Origin of the sequence: Amphibacillus indicireducens (genome assembly GCF_039539605.1) — a bacterium.
In the GTDB taxonomy this organism is placed as follows: Bacteria; Bacillota; Bacilli; order Bacillales; family Amphibacillaceae; genus Amphibacillus; species Amphibacillus indicireducens.
This window is the reverse complement of sequence record NZ_BAABDL010000141.1, coordinates 1-21,921: the sequence shown is the minus strand read 5'-3', so window position 1 is coordinate 21,921 and position 21,921 is coordinate 1. Positions and strand designations below refer to the sequence as shown.

Genomic DNA, 21,921 nt, shown 5'->3' with positions numbered 1-21,921 from the left:
TGATTGGTTATTTTTAATTGATTTGATGCGGTTTATTCAGGTTTTATGATTGGGCTATGAATAATCTAGGTTAACATATAATAGTAGTAGAATCAGAGTTAATATGAAAGTGGTGGTTCAATGAATGCACGGGTTTTTTCAATACTAAGAGAGTTGTTGGCGTTTGATCACGCCATCACTAGCGAATACCTTGCCCAAACACTCGACGTGACATCTCGTACGATTCGTGATGACATTAAGATTCTTGACCATACATTACAAAATCACGGCGCCAAGATTAAATCAATTCGAGGAATCGGATTTCAATTAACGATTAGTGATGATAAAAAATTTAGACACTTTTTGAATCAAATTTTAACAAATAAATCAAGCGAACAAGCTCTACCTAACTCGCCCGATGAACGGATTACCTATTTAATAAAACGGTTTTTACTTGCTGAAGATCACTTGAAACTTGATCATCTCTGCGACGAAATGCATATTAGTAAATCAACGATTCAAAATGACTTGCGATCCGTGAAAGATCTGCTTAGCAAGTACGACCTTTCACTACAGCAGAAACCAAACTACGGTCTAAAATTATCTGGTAATGAAGTTAAGATGCGCTACGCCATGTCAGAGCATATTTTCGATCGAAGTGAACCTGTATCAAAAGCAGTTTGGAAAAAACAACTTTCTCAAATTACAAATATCGACATGCAAAGCTTAGAAGATGTCTGGTCTGTCATTATCAAAGAGATTAAAGATAATCAGATTTCTCTTTCTGATATTGCCATTAATAATTTATTCATCCATATTATCATTGCATATCAGCGGATCAAAGATGGGCACTATGTTTCAATTATTAATCAAGATTTAAAAGAAATAAAAAAACAAAAAGAGCATCAAGTTGCGCTAAGGATCATTGCATCGACTGAAAAAATTTTAGCTATCAATTTTCCACCCGAAGAAGTTGCTTATATTTCAATCCATCTACTTGGTACGAAAATGGTCAAACAAACGAATCTAACTGAAACTGATTTAGAAAATATTTTAGAAAAACAAACTCAAATTTTAACGACAAAAATATTAGATCTAATCGAGGCAAGAATGAAACTAAACATTCGAAATGATCAAGAGTTATTGATTGGATTAGGTCTACACTTAAAGCCTGCGATCAATCGCTATAGATACGGAATGAACGTCAGAAATCCAATGCTCAAAGATATCAAATTAAATTATCCACTCGCTTTTGAAGCGGCCGTCATTGCAGGGATGGTGCTTGAAAATGAGATCAACGTTTTAATTGATGAGAACGAAATTGGCTATATCGCCTTACACATCGGTGCAGCCATCGAACGAAATAAATTAAAAACTGAGCCAAAAAGGTGCTATATCGTCTGCGCATCCGGCCTCGGAAGTGCCCATTTAATTAAATATAAATTACAATCGGTCTTCGGGTCACGAATTCACGTCGCAGGTACGACAGAGTATTATAAGTTAGCTCAAATTCCATTTGAAGATATCGACTTTATCGTTAGCTCTGTCCCTATTTCAGAAAGTCTAAAAATACCCGTTATCGTGGTCAACACAATTTTATCAAGTCAGGATATAGCAAAAATTGAAACTCACTTAAAGAAACGTTCTACTCGCTTGGTTGACTTTATTAAAAAAGAGTTTGTTTTCTTAAATAAAGCGTTCACGACTAAAGAAGCGACATTAAATTTTCTAGTCGAGCAAATTCAAACAAAGATGGATTTGCCCGATCATTATTTAGACTTAATTTATGAGCGCGAAGAGGTCGCACCGACGGCTTACGGAAACTTAATAGCAATCCCGCACCCAATTACAGCACAAGCTAAAGAAACATTTTTATCAATCTGCACATTACAAAAACCAATTGATTGGGCAGGTAAGCGCGCTCAATTTATTTGTTTATTAAACGTTGAAAAAGATGGACATCAAGATTTAGAGATTATGTATAAAGGACTTATTAGAATTGTAGAGGATCCAAATATTGTTCAACAGCTGATCCAGACAAAAAATTATCGTGATTTTGTCAAGATATTATTAGCACTTGAAGCTTAAAATAAAAGTGTTATGCCCTTAAAACAATATCCCCAGCTGGTTTTCACCCGCTGGGGATATAATATTTAATAAAAACTACTCTAATTGATTATGCGTTTTTACGCTTGTAGCTATACAATGCTAATCCAGCACCAACAATCAGAATTAAGGCTCCGATTAACAAGTAATTGTAAAGAGCTGTTGCTGTTGATGGTAATGCATCTCCTTCACCAGCCGTCGCTTCTTCATCTTCTCCATTTCCAGATTGATTGTCATCTGAATCTTCACCTTCTGGAGTATTTACATCTTGCTCATCATCTTCTTGCTCAGCAAGTTGAGCTTCAAGTGCTTCAATTCGAGCTAGAAGGTCTGCAAGACGCGCTTCGAAGTCTGCATCATTTGATTTAAGCGCGTCAATCTCAGCTTTGATTTCTGCAACAAGCTGTTCAAGTGCTTCTACATTACCAGCAGATGCTTCTAGTTCTTCGATTCGATTTTCCAGATCATTGATTTGTTCTTCTAGATCTGCAACAACGTCTTCAAGAGCATCTTCAAAGACACCATATGTTGAGAAGTGGTTAACTGTTAAACGAATCACACCCGCTTCAGGATCCATTTCTCCGCCTTTACGTTCCCACAAACTAGTTTCTTCATTGTAATAGAAAATCGCAACCCAGTTTAAGTCAGTATTATAGGTCAATTCTAACTTAAACTCTCCAGTGAAATCTTCTTGCCCTTCCGGATAAATCATTTGAACTAAAACGACATCTCCAGCTCTAGTCATTGATTTTTCTGAATCAGATTTCGCATCAACAAGTTTTTCATCTTCATCATCAACAAAATCAACAATGACTTTTGTTCCTTCTGGTAGATTATCAGGTGTTTGAATCGTTGCTTTCTGATCGCCTGACACAACGTTTACCGTTTGACCAGGTGCAACGTTACTTTCTTCACCAGCTTCAATCGTAATTTCTTCCTCTGGATCAACTGGTGCTTCGGTCTCTCCATCACCAATTAACTCATCTAAATCATTAACAATTTGGATTGAATCAATTAAAACCTCAATGTCATTCTCTAGCTCTTCACCGAGGAATTCAAATCCGATTTCTTGAACATTTTCGCGAGTATCGATTTCTGAAATATCAAAAATCATCTCTGCGTAGCCATCATTATTTAATTCAATTTCACCAGAATCAGACCAACTCCAGTCGCTTCCAGTCTTGATAAAAATTTTAGAGATTAGTGACTCCTCTGTATTAACTCTTGCAACGATATAGTTATAGTCACTCAGATCATAGCCTGATGTTTTCTTAACTTCTGTATTGCCACCAGATGAAACATCTACTCTTAGATGACCATCTTCTATCGATGCATTTGGCCCATCCCAACCAGCTAAGTCTGTTTCAAACTGATAAACAATTGGTTCAGCTGGTCCACTATCTTCTACTACTGGTATTTCTGGTGCATCTTCTAAGTCAACCGCACGAATCTGATCGAAATAAATCGTTCCTTCATGGTCTGCATCGTCTTCCCTACCCATGTAAAAAGCAAAACTCGAGACACGACCGATTCGATTTTGGTCGACAATCGCATCTTGGTTGCCTTCCCAATGAGCTGGAGCAAAATCAACTAACGGCAGTTCAATGAAACCTTCATATGCTTCATCTAAGTCAACATCATACTCAAAAGCTACACCACCAATATTAATCTGAAGCGTTAGATGTAGCCCTGGATGACCGTCATGTTTCATCCAGAACGAAACAGCGTTCGCACCTGTCCAATCAACAGGACCGAAAGTCGTTTCACGTCCAGAATAACCTGAACTACCAATCGTAAAGTCATATTGCAATCCGTAATCACCATTAGACTTGTGTTCATCTGTCAATGACAGTTTAATCGGATCGCCATTCGAGCCATAGGCACTATCTAGTAAGGCATCATCACCCATATACCCCTCAAAATCATCGACTAAGAATGGATCTTCTGGCGCCGGTAGATAACTGTTCAATAATTGAACACGGTCAACGTAAATAGATTCGTCTAACTGTAATTGTTCACCTATTAATGATACCGCAACAGTTCTCGCATCTACAGCGTGCGGGAAGTTAACCGTTGCTTCGTATTGATAATAGTCAGTTCCATCTATTGTAACGATATCCAAGGAACTTAACACAACTGAAGATTCGTATTTATCATCCCAATTATCCGGCAATTGAACAACTGCGTTAAGATTACCTTCCCCCGCACTTACAGGGACATAGCCCTCTAACGTTAATTGATTAACTAACGATAAATCAATATCTTCTAAATTAGTCAACTCTAATTTTAATTCTTGCCACCATTCTTCTGCTGGCATTCCCTCTACCATTAATTCAAGCATGCCTCTTTCATTTAATTGAGCATGATTAATAGATAAATCAACACCATCTTCGGGCCACGTTCCATTACTCTTGATTCCGTCAATTCCATCTTCAAAGGTCAATTCCTTAATTAACACATCTGAAAGGAAAATGTAGTAACGGTGTGTCTGTTCATTAATAAGGTTATCACCTTCATAATAACGAACCGTAACATCTACTGCAGATTCATTATATTCTGCAGTCGGCGCCCAACTTGCTTGATAATATTGACCAGCTAGCGTCATCTCAACTTCTTCGCCACCATCTATACTGTATGTCACAGTCGGGTCATCACCATTTACGACTCGCGCTTTAAACTCAAGTGGACTCGAGACGATTCGATCGCCATTTGTCGGTGAAACTAAATACATAAATTGATCATGTGGAGCAACTTCATACTGTTTTCCAGTTCCATAAACACCTTGTACTTGCTCAGCAAATAGGGTTCGCTCATCTTCAAAAAATTCTGTGAAATTAGCTAATAATTCATGATCACCACCTAGATCCCCATTAACATCACGATATGGAACAAACATATTGTTTGGCCAACCAAAGTTTGCCCACGTTAGCATATAAGATGTTTTAGCTGCATCTGGGTAATCAGGGTGGTTCATAATTCCTTCTAACACCGTCGTCCACCACTCTAAATTATTACCTTCGCGATTCATACCTTCCGCACTATAACCAAACTCAGTAAATGCTGACACTTTACCACGCGCTTCCGCTTCTTGTGCGAGCATCGATAAATCAGCAGCCATCGCATTAATCCATGCTGGCGATCCTGCGTTATTTTTCTCGTCATATTTATCGATCCCTAAAATATCAACATAGTCATCACCAGGGTATGTGCCTAAGTAACGATCACGATCTCCTGCTGGTCCAGAACCTGGAGAATAACCAATTAAGAAGTTATTATTTCCGTGCTCATGCAAATATTCAACTGTGTAACGGAAAATCGCTTTATACTGTTCTGGCGTCGTTGTTGTTGCACCCCACCAGAACCAGCCACCTGTTTGTTCGTGGAATGGACGGAAAATAATTGGAATTGCTTGACCATTATCATCAACAACTAAGTATGATAAATCGACTAAGTTATCTAACCATTGATTATATTCTTCATGCTTGCTACCACCAGGCAAAATTTCACGAACGACATTTCCTGATGTGTCCCCATACGACCCACCTGTAACAAAGTTATTTGGGTGCATACTTAACGTAACAATCCCACCTAACTTATGTGCGGCAATCATCGAGTCAGCTAAATTCCGCGTCCGTTGCTCTTGGGATAACACAACATCATCAATTGCATTACCTGGCCGCTCTCGACCATCCAGACTATTCGTATCCCAACCAAAAATCGCTGGATGATCACCAACAGCATTTTTTACTTCAGATTCTGTTGAACCAACTAGATTTCCTTCCCCCGATAAAGTTAGACCTTCATCCGTCGCATGCTGTTGACCGAATAAAATTTCATCATTACCAAGCCCTTTTAAATAGGCAAACAATTCTTTTGTGTATTGTGATGCATTTGGATTTGATAGATTCAAAACATGACTTTCACTCGCTTCCACAACTTGATTAACTGGGAATAGATTTGCAATAAGAATAAGAACCATTAAAATTGGTAACCACTTTTTTCTCATTTTCATAAACTCCTCCTCATTCATTATTTAACAATGACCTAGCGAATTTCGCCTCCCCTCCCTTTGTAAGCGTTAACATTATTCATTATAATCGATAACTTAATAATTTCAATAGATAACTTAATAAAATATTTATATTGCTTAATATTTACTCTTTTAAATTAATGTAACCATATGAAAACTGCATATAAACAATAGACAAAAGTGGTTTAAGGCTTTAATTTTAATTTATCGATAACTAAACAATATTAAGTATTACTCTAAATATGGTTGCTTCTAATCTTTGCTACTGCTACAATTTAATTATAATTGCAATCATGTGGATTTTAATGGATAGGTTAAATTAAGATCCGATCCACATCATACTTCTAATTGGGAATGTTTTTATTTTGAAAATAGATAGGAGACGAGACAATGTATCATGAACCAATCTTTTTAAAACCGGTGTTTCAAGAAAGAATTTGGGGTGGCAATAAATTAAACACGATTTTTGATTATGATATCCCTAACGATAAAATTGGAGAGGCTTGGGTGATTTCTGCACATGAAAATGGACCGAGTCAAATTACAAATGGTCCACTAGCTAATAAAACATTGAAAGATGCTTGGGAAAATCATGCCGAGCTGTTCAACAAGACGGCCGGGCATAAAGAAGCTTATCCTTTACTCGTAAAAATTCTTGATGCAAATGATAATTTATCAATTCAAGTTCATCCAGATGACAAGTATGCACAAGAGATTGAAAATGAACCTTACGGAAAAACAGAGTGCTGGTATGTCCTCGCTGCTGAAGAAGGGGCTGAAATTGTTTTTGGTCATCATGCCGATTCAAAAGACCAACTAGAGAAAATGGCTAAAACCGGTCAGTGGGATCAGCTCTTCCGCCGAATTCCAGCAAAAAAAGGTGACTTTGTCTACGTACCAAGCGGAACGATTCATGCAATCGGAGCAGGCATTGTTATTTTAGAAACCCAACAAAGTTCTGACATCACATATCGTGTCTATGATTATGACCGAACAGATGACGCAGGAAATCCTCGTGAATTACATTTAGATTCATCAATTGAGGTTACAACTGCTCCTCATCAAGTTGCTGATTTTGAACAAACAGAAACAAAACAAGATAATTTGTTGATTAAAAAGCTAATTGAAGAGCAATACTTCACTGTGTACCATTGGAATTTAGCCGGTGAAAGTAGCCATACTCGAAATGCTGATTTTATACAGCTCAGTATGATCGAAGGCGAAGCTGAGGTCATTACAAATGGGAAATCCTTTTCAGTCAAAAAAGGTGACCATTTTGTTATTCCGGCTACGATTGACACATTCGAAATCAACGGAACAGCAGAACTAATCGTTTCACACCCTTAAAAAAAAGAGCTGAATATGAACTCATATTCAGCTCTTTTCATTTTTAATTGTGTTTTGTTCGACGAATTTTTACTAGTGATAGTAACAACAGGATGATTCCCGTTACTGTTTGAACGATCATTCCCGTCGACCAAGTTAAATAACTATATTCATGAATCGTTGCTACACGCCCTGATAAAACTTGACTGATATCTAAATATTGAAACGGCAAGAATGCTTGGATATCGTGTGGCCAAACGATTGCAATAACAAAGCCTAAACCAAGAATAACTAGCGAACTAGCCATAACAACCCATTGATTTTTGAAAAACGTTGAGACAAAGTAAACGAGCTGGTTAATCATAAATAGATTTGATAACAACAAGCCTGCGCCCATCAACAACCATTGCCACAACGGAACAATCCGAAAGAAATCCATTAACGTTGGAATCTCGAATAATTGCTCGTGCATCTCCGCACCTGCAGTGTACGGGATATATTGAATAAGTAGTTGATCTTCTTCACTTACTTCAAAATAAGGATCTAATTCCATGTGACGGTAATTCGGAATTTGCCAACTTAAATCGGCTAACAACTGATTCGCTTGCGTCACCTCTTCCGACCGAAAATCAACTGGCGTAAATAGCCGTGACACAAAAATAGTCAACACGATTAGCACTGGAGCAATCACCAAAGCTAATAATAAACGTTTATTCCTTATTTTATTCGCTTCAAAAGACAGTAGATTCATTCTTAAATCACCCACTTGTTTTTTTAAAAAGTAAAAACGAATGACAACAACTGGTTGATAATTATCATTCGTTTTAAGCATCCATCTGAGATTAGTTAGCGTCGGCCAAAGGCAAAAGTTATAGGTCCTAGTTCTACTACGCTTCTTGATAAATCTCTCGATATAGATTCTCACTACTAAACTGAGTCCGCTCAATATCAACAATCGGATTCTCATCTTTGTTCAATAGCCTTGTGACAAGGTCTAAGTTTTCCTTTTTTACAATAAACTGCGTCTCATTAATCACTTCAACCTGAATATCCTGATAACGCTCACCAACTGGTTGATTTTTGACAGTTAATAAATAGGAAAAATCATGATGCTCAGCCAAATCACGATAAATAATCTCTCCATCCTTCAAGAAATAAATATGACGCGTCATCCGGTCAAGCTCATTTAAATTATGCGAGGAAAGAAAAACGGTTGTACCTTGCGCTGCCAACTCACGGATAATTTCCCGAATTCGAATTAAACTTGTTGGATCAAGCCCATTAAATGGCTCATCTAAAAGTAACACTTTTGGTTGATGAATGATTGCCGAAGCAAACAATAAATGCTGCTTCATTCCGAGTGAATACTCACCAACCTTTTGATGAAGATACCGATCATTCCCGACTCGTTTTGAGATTTGTTCAACCGCATCTAAACTTAAATTTTGTGCATAGGCAACATATGACAGATGATCATATCCTGTTAAATGAGGATATAAAACAGTATTATCCTGCATAAAGCCAACTTTTTGATACATTTCTGTTTTAGTAAAAAGTTCACCCGCCATTGTCACCGTGCCATGATCAGGTTTAATCAAACCCATCATGCTTGAGAGCAATGTCGTTTTACCAACCCCATTCGGACCAACAAGACCAGCAATTTCACCTTGTTCGATTGCAAAACTTATTTTTGATAATACTTCTTTGTCATGATAATTTTTTGATAATTCTTGAACAGAAATCATCGAAATACTCCTTTCGTCATGCCTTATTTAATGATCAATTAATATTTGCGCACTCTTCTTATTGCAAGAACCGTTAGCATTGAACCTGTGATTATTTGGACGATCATGCCAACCCACCAATTCAAATAGGGGTAATTTTCCATAATCGCTATTTCTCCTGACAATATGCTACTAATATCTAAATATAGAAACGGGAGAAATTGTTGAAATCCAAACGGCAAAATAATTGAAACAAGATAACCAATACCAAGAATTAAGACAGTCGAGCCCATAATCGCCCATTGATTTTTTGAAAATGTCGATAAGTAATAGACGAGCTGGTTAATTAAAAATACATTAGATAACAACAATCCAGCCCCCATTAAGAGTAACTGCCACAATGGAACGATTCTAAAGAATTTTATTGCCATTGGTATTTCAAGGAAAGAACCACTTCTTTCAAGTCCTAATGAATCAGCTACATACTGAACGAACGGAAAATTAAGCTGTCCTATCCCATTTAAGAAACTACCAATTAAAAAGACTAATAAACTCGTGATCAGAATAAAGCAAAATCCCATACTTAATGAAGAGAGCATTTTTGATCTAAATGTGCGCTTTAATGAAATCGGCTGGACTAACAGATAGCGAATCGTGCCCTGTCCGTCCCACTCTCGCGCATAAGATAAACTATAAAATCCTATTAGTAAGATAAAGATCGCTAAATAAAAATATTGATTGAAAACGTCGGCTAATAGATTGAGACCACTTAAATAACGATGATCTTGATTGACTGCATCTAAATAAAGATCAAAAGTTTCTCGATCAATACCTGATGGTGGTTGCATTTCACCACTTCGAGGCGACTCCTGATAAGACGGGATAAATAGCGTCTGGTAAGGCCCACCCGGTGCAACAAAATCAATCTCATGATCGACCTTCCATTCACTTAATCGATAGTTAATATATGCATTAGGCATAAAGATCGCATTATCTAAAGGAATGATCGGAGAACTTGTCACCTCTCCTGTCCGAGCTACATAGAGATAATCATCTTTCAATTGCGCTAATTCAATCTTGCTTAATCCTGAAAAGTCGCCCATTAAAATATCTGATTCAATCGATTCATAGATTACCAACTTTTCTTCAGCCATTTCTTGATAGAATTGCGTCTCTTCTAACATCACTTCAATCCAATCAAGTTCAGCGGGATGCGTATCTGGATCATCCACGAGTTGTTGATACATCTCAATTTGTTCTGGATACATCAAAACCTGCTCTCTCAAACGTTCAAGATCAACTAAGTAATCATTGGACGCCTGCTCTGTGTGTATCTCTTGAAATTGATAACTATCGATTGCAGAAAATAGAGTAAATGCAACAATAATTGCTGTTGAGTAAAATAAAATCGATTGACGCTGTAACTTCAGCCATTCAAATCGCAATAAGAATAGTTTTGATTTTTTTCGAATGCCTCGATAACTTGCTCTTCGTCTGATATTCGGTAAAGTGAAATTTCTCAACAAAACAAACCATGTCAGAGCGAGAACAACGATAAACAAGATAACTAAGACAATCAGAATCGATTGACTTTGTTGATAAAATAAAAAATTAGCCGTATCTAACCAAGCGAACGGATTATAAGTGACGCTAGAAGGTGGGCTCAATCGGGTCATTTGCATCCCAATCATACTGACAGCACCAACAATAAAGGTAATAAATAACTCGTTAGTAAACAATCGCGCTAACAGAGAAACGATCACTAAAGCTAGTAATGTTAGGACAATAAAAAAGGCCACTTGGAACAGTAGTACTTGCCAAAAAGGCTTCGACAATATCTCACCTTCGACAAACTTCACAACCGGGTAATTGAGTTGCGCCTTAAGCGATGCCGAATCAAACAAAGACAGCAGTAAACTTCCAGTAATTATTGAAAAGATATATGTTGCTATAATCGAGAAAAATAGTGCTAACTTATTCACCATTATCCTTGGATAGGAGACAGGTAACACTTTTGAATAATTAAATTCTGGATGATTTGGCTCTAAGAAAATCGATAAACTAAAGAAAAAGATAATTAATAAAATGGCCGGTAAACTAAATAACCATTGAAAACTATTAAATAATACAAATAAACTATTTTGATCGGAGTCAAATTCATGTGTCCCAATATCATATTCGACTGCCCAATCGATCAGTTGCTTTTCCATATGTATATCTTCAATGTTTACAGAACGGAAATCCGGATCGATCTCTGAGATATCGATGAGAATATTCCAAATTTTTTGCTTCGCTATATTCATGTCGATCCAATCTTCGTAGTATGCTGTGACACTGTAATTGAATCGCTCACGTTCTGCTTGATCAATCAGATCATAGAGGACTTCCTCTTCTTCATTTAATCCCGATGTCGGATCTTGTTCCGCATAATAAAAATAAGGAATCCGATGATTTAAATCGGCTAATAACTGATTTGCTTTAATACGCTCTTGGGTTGAAAAATCAATGTCATTAAAGATCCTGAGTGTAAAAATAGTGATGACGGTTATGATAGGTATGAGGACTAAAAGGTATAAAAATCGTTTGTTTTTAATCTTTTTTAATTCGAAGTGAAATAGATTCATTCAATCACCCTTTTTTATGACTTATGAATTATGATAACGATATTAAAGTGAGATAGCAATAGGAAGCGTCAGGATAAATAGATTATTTAAACGATTTTGACGCTTCACTATTTTCCTTAATACATTCAATTAATCATAGTTTATTGATCGCTTTCAACGGCAACTAAATGTGCGTCATCTGCAGTATTACCTCGAACCTCGAATAGATAACCATGGTTTGGCGTTAGCTCTAAAGTCTGGTGACCTAAAGAGATCCGCCGACCATCTTCTCTAACTGCATAAAAAGAAAAAGCTTCACTCCCCTTTAAGTCAAAGTCCTCCTTATCAGTAAAAACCATACTCATGATATCTCCCTTTCGGATATTCGTACCGTCAGCATACATCATTCCACCGCCTGTATATATCGTCTGTATTTCAAATTGGTCGATAGCAAATTTTGCATTATTCATGAGACTGACTACCATCGTATTTTCAGTCGGTGCAGTAGCCTCTGACCGATAACAAGCCGTTAAAGAAAGAATCATTAGAACCAGCAGTAATAAAAACAACGATTTTCTCATCACTGTTCACCCTCACATTGTATTTGATGATTCCATTTTAACTTATAATTTATCGATAATCAATAAATATTTATTGTTTCTTAACTTTTAAAAATCAAAAAACTCGATTGAATAGATTAACCATTCAATCGAGTTCTTGATCACACACTTGTTGATTCCCTTTAATGATGTCGCCTCGCAAAATCAACAAAACGAAAGCGATCTGGTCGATGGCGAGATTCTGTATATTGAAACAGAGTCGCATCATCTAAATAAACATAATTTTTGATTAAAACAACGTGATTAAAATCACCGAGGTCTAATAATCGTGCATCTTCTTCTGTTGGTTCTTCAACAGTTATTTCTTTCTTGGCAAAACTGATCGTCAGTCCAAGTTCACCTTCCAAATAGGCATAAATTGAATCCTGACAAATCTCAGTCGTTAAATTTGGTACATGATCGGCAATTAAAAAGTCTTTATCGAGAATCACACGCTCACCTGAAAATTCTCGCGTACGAATCGATTGCCAGACCGGTTCATCTTTTGCGACTTGTAAGTGCTCTTGTAAAAACGGATCAGCCTTCAGTAAGCCCACATCTTCTACATGGGTTTTTACGTCTAGATCCATTTTGTCAACGAGCTCTTTAAAGCTAACTAAGCCGGAGACGGGAAAGTTAAACTTATTACGTTCGATGATGACCGAACCTTTTCCCCTCACCTTTTGAATATAACCTTTTTGTGATAATACATTCAATGCCTTTCGAATTGTTTCTCGAGACGTTCGATAATGATCTTTTAATTCATTCTCAGAGGGGAGCAACTCGCCAATTCCCCACTCTTCACGTTCAATTCTCTCAACTAATGATCGATAAATCAGATCGTATTTCCGCTTCATTACTGAACTTCCTTATCTATAACATTTTGGTTCACTTCAAATGATAAACAACTGATTCATAAGGACGTAACTTCCCTTTTCTAACATTACCCGTCTGATCAGTGTAATTACTGATCAATACATCAGCCGTACTATAGTCTGCACTAAATAAGTCAGCAAGGTCATATTCAACCGTTTCTGAGTAAAAATTATTTAACACAACGAGTTGTTCATCATTATCCTTCCGAATATAAGCAAAAATTGCTTGATCGTCGGGTAGGATTAATTGATAGTCACCTGTCGTTATAATATCATACTTCTTCCTAAGTTTAATTAATTTTTGATAATGATAAAAAATTGAGTCTGAATCTGCTAGGGCATGATCAACATTTATCTGCTGATAATTGTCAGCCAAATCAATCCAAGGTATACCCTTTGTGAAGCCAGCATTTACGTCACTATTCCATTGCATTGGTGTTCGAGAATTATCACGTGACTTTTCGCTTAAAATCTTCAGTAATGTTTTCGGGTCATCACCATCAGCCCGTTTGATTCGAAACATATTCAATGATTCAACATCACGATATTGGTCAATTGATTTAAAGTTAGGATTTGTCATCCCAATTTCTTCACCTTGATAAATATAAGGTGTCCCTTGCATCATGTGAATCGTTGTTGCTAACATTTTGGCGGACTCTTTATGATACCTACCTTCATCGCCAAACCGCGAAACAATTCGAGGTTGATCATGGTTACACCAAAAGAGCGCGTTCCACCCTCCACCTTTGTGCATCCCAACTTGCCAAGTCGACAAGATCTCTTTAAGTTGCTGGAAGTCAAATGGAGCCGTTGTCCACTTTTCACCCTTCGGATAATCAACTTTGAGATGGTGAAAATTAAATGTCATATCAAGTTCTTCACGCTCGGGCTTTGTATAGTTTACACACGCATCAATTGAAGTCGAGGACATTTCCCCAACTGTTAATAAATCTTTCCCTTTAAATGTTGACTGATTCATTTCATGTAAAAACTGATGAATTTTTGGACCGTCGGTATAAAACTTACGTCCATCACCTGGTGGAACCGATCCGTCATCATCAGGAAATCTCTGATCCTTTGAAATCAGGTTAATGACATCAAGACGAAACCCATCGATTCCTTTCTCAATCCAAAAGTTCATCATTTGATAAACAGCATCACGCACGTATTGGTTTTCCCAGTTTAAGTCTGCTTGTGTTGTATCAAATAAGTGTAAATAATACTGATCGGTCACTTCATCATATTGCCAAGCATTTCCACCAAATTTTGATTGCCAATTTGTTGGTGGTTGACCGTTTTTTCCGTCTTTCCAAATATAAAAATCACGGTATCGATTGTCTTTGCTTGATGCCGATTGTTTAAACCATTGATGTTCTGTTGATGTATGATTGACAACGAGGTCAAAAATGACCTTTAGATCACGATCATGCGCTTCTTGCAGTAATCGATCCACGTCAGCCATTGTTCCATATGGTTCAAATATTTGATAATAGTCACGAATATCATAGCCGTTATCATTTTGTGGTGAATCATAAATAGGTGTGAGCCATATGACATCGACTCCTAATTCTTTTAAATAATCCAACTTTTCAATAATCCCTTGAATGTCTCCAACACCTGAACCTGTTGTATCATTAAAACTTTTCGGATAAATTTGGTAAACAACTGATTTCCTCCACCATGGTTGCACCACAACATCATCCCCCTATGAGTATTTATTATATTTATTAATAAAGTATCTAGATTAAAAAGAGCAACAACCATTTATTAAGTCTGCACTTAGTAAATGGCTGTTACGATAAAGCTATTCTTTACCTAATCGTTGATACGCATTTTTGCCTAGTTTAGTTTTGGCAAATGCCATTGTTAACACAATTGGAACAGCGATTGCGACTGCCATGGCAACAAAGAACATGATCCAGTGACCTGCCTGAATTGAGAGGAATCCTGGAATTCCACCGACACCAATTGAATTGGCCATTACACCCGAACCAACCGAGATCACGGCTGCAATTGATGAACCAATCATAGCCGCTAAGAATGGAAAACCATATTTCAAGTTAATCCCGAACATTGCGGGCTCAGTTACACCTAAATAACAAGAAATTGCAGCAGGGATAGAAACTTGTTGCTCCACTTTATCTCTTCGATTGAGAATGATCATTGCAACAACCGCAGAACCTTGAGCGATATTTGATAGTGCAATCATCGGCCACAGGTTGGTTCCGTCAAAGATGCCCATCAATTGTAAATCAATCGCATTTGTCATATGATGCAATCCGGTTATAACGAGCGGGGCATAAGCAAAGCCAAAGATCGATGCAAATAGCCAACCAAATGTTGATGTTAAACCCGTATAAACAATATCAGAAATCCAATCACCAATTACCCAACCAATCGGTCCTAAAACAACATGAGCAATAATCACAGCTGGTAACAATGCAAAAAACGGCACTAGAATCATCGAGACAACACTTGGTACAATTTTTCTTAAACCAATTTCTAAATAAGCCAAAACAAATCCTGCTAAAATAGCTGGTATAACCTGTGCTTGGTAGCCAATCATATCAACCTGAGCAAAACCAAAGTCCCAAAACGGAATTTCAGCCGCTTCAGCAACCCCATAGGCATTGAGCAATTGTGGTGAAACGAGTGTTAATCCTAAAACAATCCCTAGAATCTGAGTCGTCCCCATCTTTCTCGTAATCGACCAAACAATCCCTACAGGTAAAAAGTGAAAGATTGCTTCACCGATTAGCCAGAGAAAATCAAACGTACCTTGCCAAAACTGGGATAATTCAACGAGTGCCTGATCACCTGTAGGACCAAATTGATAAATTTCACCGATAATGTTTCTAAAACCCAAAATTAATCCCCCAACAACTAAAGCAGGAATAATTGGTGTAAATATTTCTGCTAAGTTGGCAATTAATCGTTGCAAGAAGTTCATATTTTTCTTCGCTGCAACTTTTGCTTCTTCTTTTGACGTATCACCTACACCAGCAATTTTAGTAAACTCATTATAAAATGATGCAACCTCATTTCCTACAATGACCTGAAATTGACCAGCATTCGTAAATGTCCCTTTTACCACATCGAGCTTTTCAATCTCTTTAGCATCAGCTTTGTCGGTATCATTCAAGACAAACCTCATTCGCGTCGCACAATGCGTGACCACTGAAATATTTTCACTACCGCCGACGAGTTTCAAAAGCTCTTTTGCCGAATCCGAGTACTTCGCCATTTTTAATCCCTCTCTTTGATCAGATTTTTAATCCAAACCATACATGTATATACAGGTAATGGTTTCGCTTTCATTTTACCTTGTATATACAAGTGTGTCAATAACAACTTCACATTGCTTATCACGATGATTAGAACAAAAAAACAACCTCAGTGAATACCTTTCCCACTAAAGCTGTCATTTAAACGAACTCGATTATTAAAACGATTCAAACCTCAACTAACATCAGGTCAATATCATGAATCACGATTTTCTTATGACCTTTCTGCGTAATATATCCGACTTGTTCAAAACTTTTAAGTGTCCGACTGACCGTTTCAGGTGTTGTCCCTAAATGTGCAGCTAAATCCTTTCTAGACATCGGTAATATGATTTCTGCTTCATTTTTAAATGGTGGCATCAACTCAGCAAAAAAATGAGCAAGTCTAACCGGTACTTTTTCTGTTGCTACACGGGTTGTTTGTTGTTCAGCTTGTTCTAATCGAGAGGCCAATTCATTTAAAACATGTAATGAAATTGACGGATAACGCTCCAACAATCCCTGTAGATCTGACCTGGAAATTCGACAAACTTGAGCATCTTCAATCACTTCAGCATACGATTCATGTTCACTCTCACGAAACAGAGCTAATTCACCTGTAAAATCACCTGGCAATAACAAACGGACGAGCTGTTCTTTACCGCCCTCAGATAGTCGGTAAACTCTCACCTTTCCCGTATGAACAACATAGAGTGCATCAGACTCATCACCCGCATGAAATAAATGATCGCCACTCTGATATTGAGTTGAATGAACGGTATTCATCACCTCAGACATTTGTTCATTTTTTAAATGGTTGAAAATTGGTACTAACTGAACGCACGCTTGCATTGAATGACCACTTTCATTTTGAGTATGTGATGACATAACAACACTCCCTAATCAACTATTAAACACTCGATTATTACTTTTACTATACTATCTGAACTTAAACTAAAGCGAATTGGCTTAGTTGTCATCTCGGTTTTGTCTAAGAAATAACCGAGAAACCCAACTCTTCTATGACTGATTTCAAACTTGCTGGATTTGTTTGATTTGAGTCATACTCGACTTTTGCTTTACAAGACTTGAAGAAAACAAATGCATCTTCAACACCATGCGATTCAATTAAACCTGTTTCTATTTTTTTCATACAACTCGGACACGTTAACTGTTCCAATTGAAAGATAACTTTTTTCATCTCAATTGCTCCTCCTATTGAACTTATTCAGATAAGACACAATGTTCCGAAATGATTACCTTAATTATAACCAATTGTTTAATAGAATAAATTGATTATGATCAAGTTTTCAAAAAATTAATCAACTTATTCAAAATAGCGATCAAGCTTTCTAAAATCTTTGCCTGAACGAAAATCAGCACCTGAGCCACTCGTTTTTAAATAAATCATTTTCCTTCGACCTATGACGTAGCCAATCACACTCCCAACAACTGCAGCTACACCAACTTGAAAACCGACCATTTCGATCAACAAGATTGCTGCTGCAATCGGTACATTGGCAGTTGCAGCAAGGCTTGCTGACATACCTGCCACTACTAAAGAAGATGCGAGCCCGCTCTCTGCAGCAAACAGATTACCGACGATCGCACCTGTTGTCGCGCCGATGAAAAGTGCAGGAACGACTAACCCTGCACTTGCTTTTAACCCAACTGTAAACGCAGTGGCAAGAATTTTAGCAATTAACACGAGGATCAAAAATAATGTTCCAAATGACTGTTCGATCAGATCTTGAATAAAATTTATCCCTGTACCACCAACTTGGGGGAGAAATAAAAGAATCATACCCGTTAATAAACCACCAAAAACAGGCATTAATTGGCCGATTTTCTTATTCCCGAAACGTTCACTAAATTGTTCTGCATAATGAATTGCACCCATAAATAAAAGTGAGACAAAGCCCGCCACTAAACCTGCAATAATAAAGTAACCGACATTTGTTGGTTCAGGTAAATAATAGGATACAGAAAATAGAGGATCGGCAGTGCCGAGTGTACTATAAATTACGAAACCCATCGTTGACGATAATATAGCTGGAAACATATCTAGGTAATGCATAGAGGATTTATACAAAATTTCTGCAACAAAGACTCCGCCTCCTAAAGGCGAACGAAAGACAGCCCCGATTGCTCCAGCCGCACCACAAACAGCAAGAATTCGATGATCTTCTTTATCAATTAGTTTCTTTATCAGTGGAAGCTTACTAACCATATTACCGACACTTCCACCCATTAATACCATCGGACCTTCAACACCGCCACTACCACGAAAACCAATTGTTGCTGATGACGCAATTAGTTTGGTTAGCCATGTTCGACGGCTAATTTGTCCTTGATAGAGATTGATTGCGTTAATGTAGTTTCTCGTTCCAGAACCAGCGACTTCTCGATCGATTTTATAGATCAGAATGACAATCAAGCCACCAATCGCTGGAGCAAGTATCGTGGGAACTTTCACTCCATATTGTGACAACCAGTCAATCCCATAGCTTAAAGCTAACGCTGAGATTCCACCACCAAAACCAACTAGCGTCGCAAAGATCAGCCACTTAATCAAATAGATTTGAATATACTTTGCTTGTCCACTCATTAACATCAACTCTTTTCTTTGAATCTAGTGAGGGAAAAACCACCCATAACTCACTTGGGTTTCATTATACATTTCTGAATCTTTCAACTCAACAGTAAATCCAATTCATTTTCAAAATCTGAGTTTGTTTAGTCAAACAAATAGACTTTCTCAAACTAAATAAGCTAATAATATGAACTTTTTTGTCTAGTTATGTTTCAAGTTGGTTACAAATTCTATTAAACTATTGATAATTAATAGGTATTTACTTATGGTAAAAGAGGACTAAAAAATTGGCTTTTAAATTTCTTTAAAGCTTAATTTCGAAAGGAGAGACTGAGACTGAAGCTAAAACGAAAAAGATTCCGACTCCAAAAATGGACGTTTACGATGGTACCAAATAATATTACGAAGCCCGTTAAACAATTCACCATCCCACGTTTATTCATTAGTATTACGATCATTCTTATTTTAATTCCAATCGGTCTTTTATTTCATTACATCTCGGTTAATAAAGAGCTATTAACTAAAAATATGGCTCTAAACGAAGAAATTGTTAGCTTAAATCGTACGACATACCAATTGTCAGCAAAAATTGACCAACTGATTGATGAACGTGAACTCGTCATTAATCGTTATTTTGAACTGAACGAGATTGAAGAAATGATTCACCAACAAATGAGTGATTTACCAGATGAGGCACTAGGTGGAATTGAGATCCCATTTGAAGATGAGAATCTTCTTAATCTAGAAACTGTCCCAACAGATGATTTATTATTAACATCTCATTTAGTTGATCGGTATCATCAAACAATTGCAAGTATTGAGCAACTAGAAGAAAACTTACTTTATATCCCGACTCATTGGCCGACCGATCCAAATAAAATCACCTCACCATTTGGACCGAGAAACGATCCTTTTAATCGGTCTCGCGCGATCCACTCTGGTATTGATGTCCGTGGCAAAACTGGAACGCCAATTTATGCAGCGGCAGATGGAACTGTTCAATTAGCTCAATATCATGGTGGTTACGGTAACACGATTATCATCAATCACAGTGATCGATATGAGACACTTTATGCACATTTATCAAAAATAAGTGTTGAGCAAGGTGATCAAGTCTTAAAGGGGGATGTCATTGGTGAACTTGGTTCAACAGGGAGAAGTACAGGTCCACATTTGCATTATGAAATCATTAAATCAGGAAAAGCTGTTGATCCTGAGCCTTACCTAAACTTTTTTGACAATGAAATAAACTAAGAGAGGGTTTTCACTTTGTTCAGCCGAAAAAAGAAACATAAAGTGCTTGAAACAATTATCGGAAAAGATACGATTATTGAAGGAAAAATTAAATTACCGACAAGCTTGCGGATTGATGGTAAAGTATATGGTGCAATCGAATGCGAGGGTAATGTTTATATTGGAAAAAGTGGCTATACAGAACCAGCCATCCAAGCAAAGAACGTGATTGTAGCTGGTGAAGCGAATGGCGAGATTAAAACTAGCGAAAAAATTCAAATCCATGCTAGCGGTAAGATTACCGGTAAGATTGTGACTGAAGGCCTCGTCATTGAAGAAGGCGGAATCTTTAACGGTAACAGTACAATTCATACGCCGAATAGAAAAACAAAGCCCGAACCAATCAAGATAGCCGATACAAATTAACTTAACTAGCGAGTCGTTAATCGACTTGCTAGTTATTTTATTTTAACTTAAAATTTGACAACAATAGTGAACTTCAATGTTGAATGATTAACTAACGTCTATATTCTTGGCGATATTTTTGACAAGACAAGCTCAATTAAATGTTGTAGAATGAACATAAGCTTTTTAAAAAAGTGAAAAAGGAGATTTTCCCATGAAAAAATTTATTTTAAAATGTAGCATGATGATACTCATCTTATCATTTTTCATCCATGCAACAATTCCAACAGCACTTGCTGATGCCATTACAGGAGAAGTCATCGTAACACTAGGTGAAGATTTATCTGCTGATCAACGAGATGCTATCTTAAAAGAAATGGGTATCGACAATGAAGATGAGATCACGATTATTTATGTAACTAACGAAGAAGAGCATAATTATTTAGGCGACCATATTCCCGCATCCCAAATTGGCTCGAACGCACTATCTTCTGCCCGAGTTGACCTACGTGATGATAATACTGGGATTGCCGTTACAACAAACAAAATTACTTATATTACTGGTGCCATGTATTCCAACGCATTAGCTACCGCAGGCATTACCGGGGCTGAAATCTATGTAACAGCTCCATTTGACGTCTCAGGGACTGGCGCTTTAACTGGAATTATGAAAGCATATGAGGCGGTAACAGGCGAAGAGATTGATGAAGAAGTAAAGCAAGCAGCTAACGAAGAAATGGTGGTAACAGCTGAACTTGCTGAAGATGAAAATATCGATGATGAACAAGCAACAGATTTAATGAATCGCATTAAAGAAGAGATTGAAAAACAGCGCCCAGAAACGACTGAAGAATTACGTGATCTCATTAAACGATTAGCAGAGGAATTAGGAATCAACCTATCTGATACTCAACTTGATCGTTTAGTTGAATTGTTTGATAAACTACGTAACCTCAATATTGACTGGAGTAAAGTAACAGACACAATCGATGCCACTCGTAACTGGATAAGCGACTTTGCCGAAAGTGAAGAAGGACAAGGGTTAATTCAAGCGATTGGTGATTTCTTCAAATCCATTTGGGACTGGTTCTTATCCGTATTCACTAATGATTAAATTGAGATAGGGGGAGGTGACTAACCTCCGTCCCTCTCACACCACCGTACATACGGTTCTCGTATACGGCG

16 protein-coding genes are annotated in these 21,921 nt (G+C 37.3%); 5 read left to right on the top strand and 11 right to left on the bottom strand.

Annotation, left to right across the window (positions count from 1 at the left end):
- Positions 1–120: 120 nt before the first annotated feature.
- Positions 121–2,067, top strand: a complete 1,947-nt coding sequence (locus ABD814_RS12465; RefSeq protein WP_344913791.1) for a BglG family transcription antiterminator — start codon at positions 121–123, stop codon at positions 2,065–2,067.
- Positions 2,068–2,155: 88 nt separating this feature from the next.
- Here the strand turns inward: ABD814_RS12465 and ABD814_RS12460 are convergent, their stop codons facing one another.
- Positions 2,156–6,097 (bottom strand): glycosyl hydrolase, encoded by a 3,942-nt coding sequence (locus ABD814_RS12460; protein WP_344913788.1) that lies wholly within the window; start codon positions 6,095–6,097, stop codon positions 2,156–2,158.
- Between the two features lie 408 nt (positions 6,098–6,505).
- Between ABD814_RS12460 and manA the strand changes: the two genes are divergently transcribed.
- On the top strand, positions 6,506–7,462 hold the full coding sequence (gene manA / locus ABD814_RS12455) for a mannose-6-phosphate isomerase, class I (protein ID WP_344913785.1): 957 nt from the start codon (positions 6,506–6,508) through the stop codon (positions 7,460–7,462).
- A gap of 43 nt (positions 7,463–7,505) precedes the next feature.
- Here the strand turns inward: manA and ABD814_RS12450 are convergent, their stop codons facing one another.
- The 10 genes from ABD814_RS12450 to ABD814_RS12405 form a co-directional block, all read right to left on the bottom strand.
- Positions 7,506–8,273 (bottom strand): hypothetical protein, encoded by a 768-nt coding sequence (locus tag ABD814_RS12450; protein WP_344913782.1) that lies wholly within the window; start codon positions 8,271–8,273, stop codon positions 7,506–7,508.
- Positions 8,274–8,328: 55 nt separating this feature from the next.
- Positions 8,329–9,186: an ABC transporter ATP-binding protein gene (locus ABD814_RS12445; RefSeq protein WP_344913780.1), complete on the bottom strand. Its 858-nt coding sequence runs from the start codon at positions 9,184–9,186 to the stop codon at positions 8,329–8,331.
- 38 nt (positions 9,187–9,224) lie between these two features.
- Positions 9,225–11,789: an ABC transporter permease gene (locus tag ABD814_RS12440; protein WP_344913777.1), complete on the bottom strand. Its 2,565-nt coding sequence runs from the start codon at positions 11,787–11,789 to the stop codon at positions 9,225–9,227.
- A 140-nt stretch (positions 11,790–11,929) separates the two neighbouring features.
- Positions 11,930–12,349, bottom strand: coding sequence for a hypothetical protein (locus tag ABD814_RS12435; RefSeq protein ID WP_344913774.1), 420 nt, complete (start codon positions 12,347–12,349; stop codon positions 11,930–11,932).
- A 161-nt stretch (positions 12,350–12,510) separates the two neighbouring features.
- On the bottom strand, positions 12,511–13,224 hold the full coding sequence (gene treR / locus ABD814_RS12430; protein ID WP_344913771.1) for a trehalose operon repressor: 714 nt from the start codon (positions 13,222–13,224) through the stop codon (positions 12,511–12,513).
- Positions 13,225–13,255: 31 nt separating this feature from the next.
- The gene (treC, locus tag ABD814_RS12425) at positions 13,256–14,935 is read right to left on the bottom strand and encodes an alpha,alpha-phosphotrehalase (protein ID WP_344913768.1); all 1,680 of its coding nucleotides are present in this window, start codon (positions 14,933–14,935) and stop codon (positions 13,256–13,258) included.
- A gap of 111 nt (positions 14,936–15,046) precedes the next feature.
- Complete coding sequence (treP, locus tag ABD814_RS12420) at positions 15,047–16,486, bottom strand: PTS system trehalose-specific EIIBC component (RefSeq protein ID WP_344913765.1); 1,440 nt, start codon at positions 16,484–16,486, stop codon at positions 15,047–15,049.
- 208 nt (positions 16,487–16,694) lie between these two features.
- A complete protein-coding gene (locus tag ABD814_RS12415; RefSeq protein ID WP_344913761.1) occupies positions 16,695–17,393 on the bottom strand; it encodes a Crp/Fnr family transcriptional regulator in 699 nt (232 codons plus the stop codon).
- Between the two features lie 103 nt (positions 17,394–17,496).
- A complete protein-coding gene (locus ABD814_RS12410; protein WP_344913758.1) occupies positions 17,497–17,706 on the bottom strand; it encodes a heavy-metal-associated domain-containing protein in 210 nt (69 codons plus the stop codon).
- Between the two features lie 126 nt (positions 17,707–17,832).
- On the bottom strand, positions 17,833–19,113 hold the full coding sequence (locus tag ABD814_RS12405) for a chloride channel protein (protein ID WP_344913755.1): 1,281 nt from the start codon (positions 19,111–19,113) through the stop codon (positions 17,833–17,835).
- A gap of 369 nt (positions 19,114–19,482) precedes the next feature.
- On the opposite strand from ABD814_RS12405, the gene ABD814_RS12400 reads away from it, so the two are divergent.
- The 3 genes from ABD814_RS12400 (at position 19,483) to ABD814_RS12390 (ending at position 21,850) form a co-directional block, all read left to right on the top strand.
- Complete coding sequence (locus ABD814_RS12400; RefSeq protein ID WP_344913752.1) at positions 19,483–20,352, top strand: M23 family metallopeptidase; 870 nt, start codon at positions 19,483–19,485, stop codon at positions 20,350–20,352.
- Positions 20,353–20,367: 15 nt separating this feature from the next.
- A complete protein-coding gene (locus ABD814_RS12395; RefSeq protein WP_344913749.1) occupies positions 20,368–20,757 on the top strand; it encodes a bactofilin family protein in 390 nt (129 codons plus the stop codon).
- A 193-nt stretch (positions 20,758–20,950) separates the two neighbouring features.
- Positions 20,951–21,850, top strand: a complete 900-nt coding sequence (locus ABD814_RS12390) for a DUF1002 domain-containing protein (protein ID WP_425549085.1) — start codon at positions 20,951–20,953, stop codon at positions 21,848–21,850.
- Positions 21,851–21,921 lie beyond the last annotated feature (71 nt).

Bases quoted from the DNA above. Each gene is read 5' to 3' on its own strand.
- ABD814_RS12465 (WP_344913791.1), top strand. From the start codon at position 121: ATGAATGCACGGGTTTTTTCAATACTAAGAGAGTTGTTGGCGTTTGAT.
- ABD814_RS12460 (WP_344913788.1), bottom strand. From the start codon at position 6,097: ATGAAAATGAGAAAAAAGTGGTTACCAATTTTAATGGTTCTTATTCTT.
- manA (WP_344913785.1), top strand. From the start codon at position 6,506: ATGTATCATGAACCAATCTTTTTAAAACCGGTGTTTCAAGAAAGAATT.
- ABD814_RS12450 (WP_344913782.1), bottom strand. From the start codon at position 8,273: ATGCTTAAAACGAATGATAATTATCAACCAGTTGTTGTCATTCGTTTT.
- ABD814_RS12445 (WP_344913780.1), bottom strand. From the start codon at position 9,186: ATGATTTCTGTTCAAGAATTATCAAAAAATTATCATGACAAAGAAGTA.
- ABD814_RS12440 (WP_344913777.1), bottom strand. From the start codon at position 11,789: ATGAATCTATTTCACTTCGAATTAAAAAAGATTAAAAACAAACGATTT.
- ABD814_RS12435 (WP_344913774.1), bottom strand. From the start codon at position 12,349: ATGAGAAAATCGTTGTTTTTATTACTGCTGGTTCTAATGATTCTTTCT.
- treR (WP_344913771.1), bottom strand. From the start codon at position 13,224: ATGAAGCGGAAATACGATCTGATTTATCGATCATTAGTTGAGAGAATT.
- treP (WP_344913765.1), bottom strand. From the start codon at position 16,486: ATGGCGAAGTACTCGGATTCGGCAAAAGAGCTTTTGAAACTCGTCGGC.
- ABD814_RS12415 (WP_344913761.1), bottom strand. From the start codon at position 17,393: ATGTCATCACATACTCAAAATGAAAGTGGTCATTCAATGCAAGCGTGC.
- ABD814_RS12410 (WP_344913758.1), bottom strand. From the start codon at position 17,706: ATGAAAAAAGTTATCTTTCAATTGGAACAGTTAACGTGTCCGAGTTGT.
- ABD814_RS12405 (WP_344913755.1), bottom strand. From the start codon at position 19,113: ATGAGTGGACAAGCAAAGTATATTCAAATCTATTTGATTAAGTGGCTG.
- ABD814_RS12400 (WP_344913752.1), top strand. From the start codon at position 19,483: ATGGTACCAAATAATATTACGAAGCCCGTTAAACAATTCACCATCCCA.
- ABD814_RS12390 (WP_425549085.1), top strand. From the start codon at position 20,951: ATGAAAAAATTTATTTTAAAATGTAGCATGATGATACTCATCTTATCA.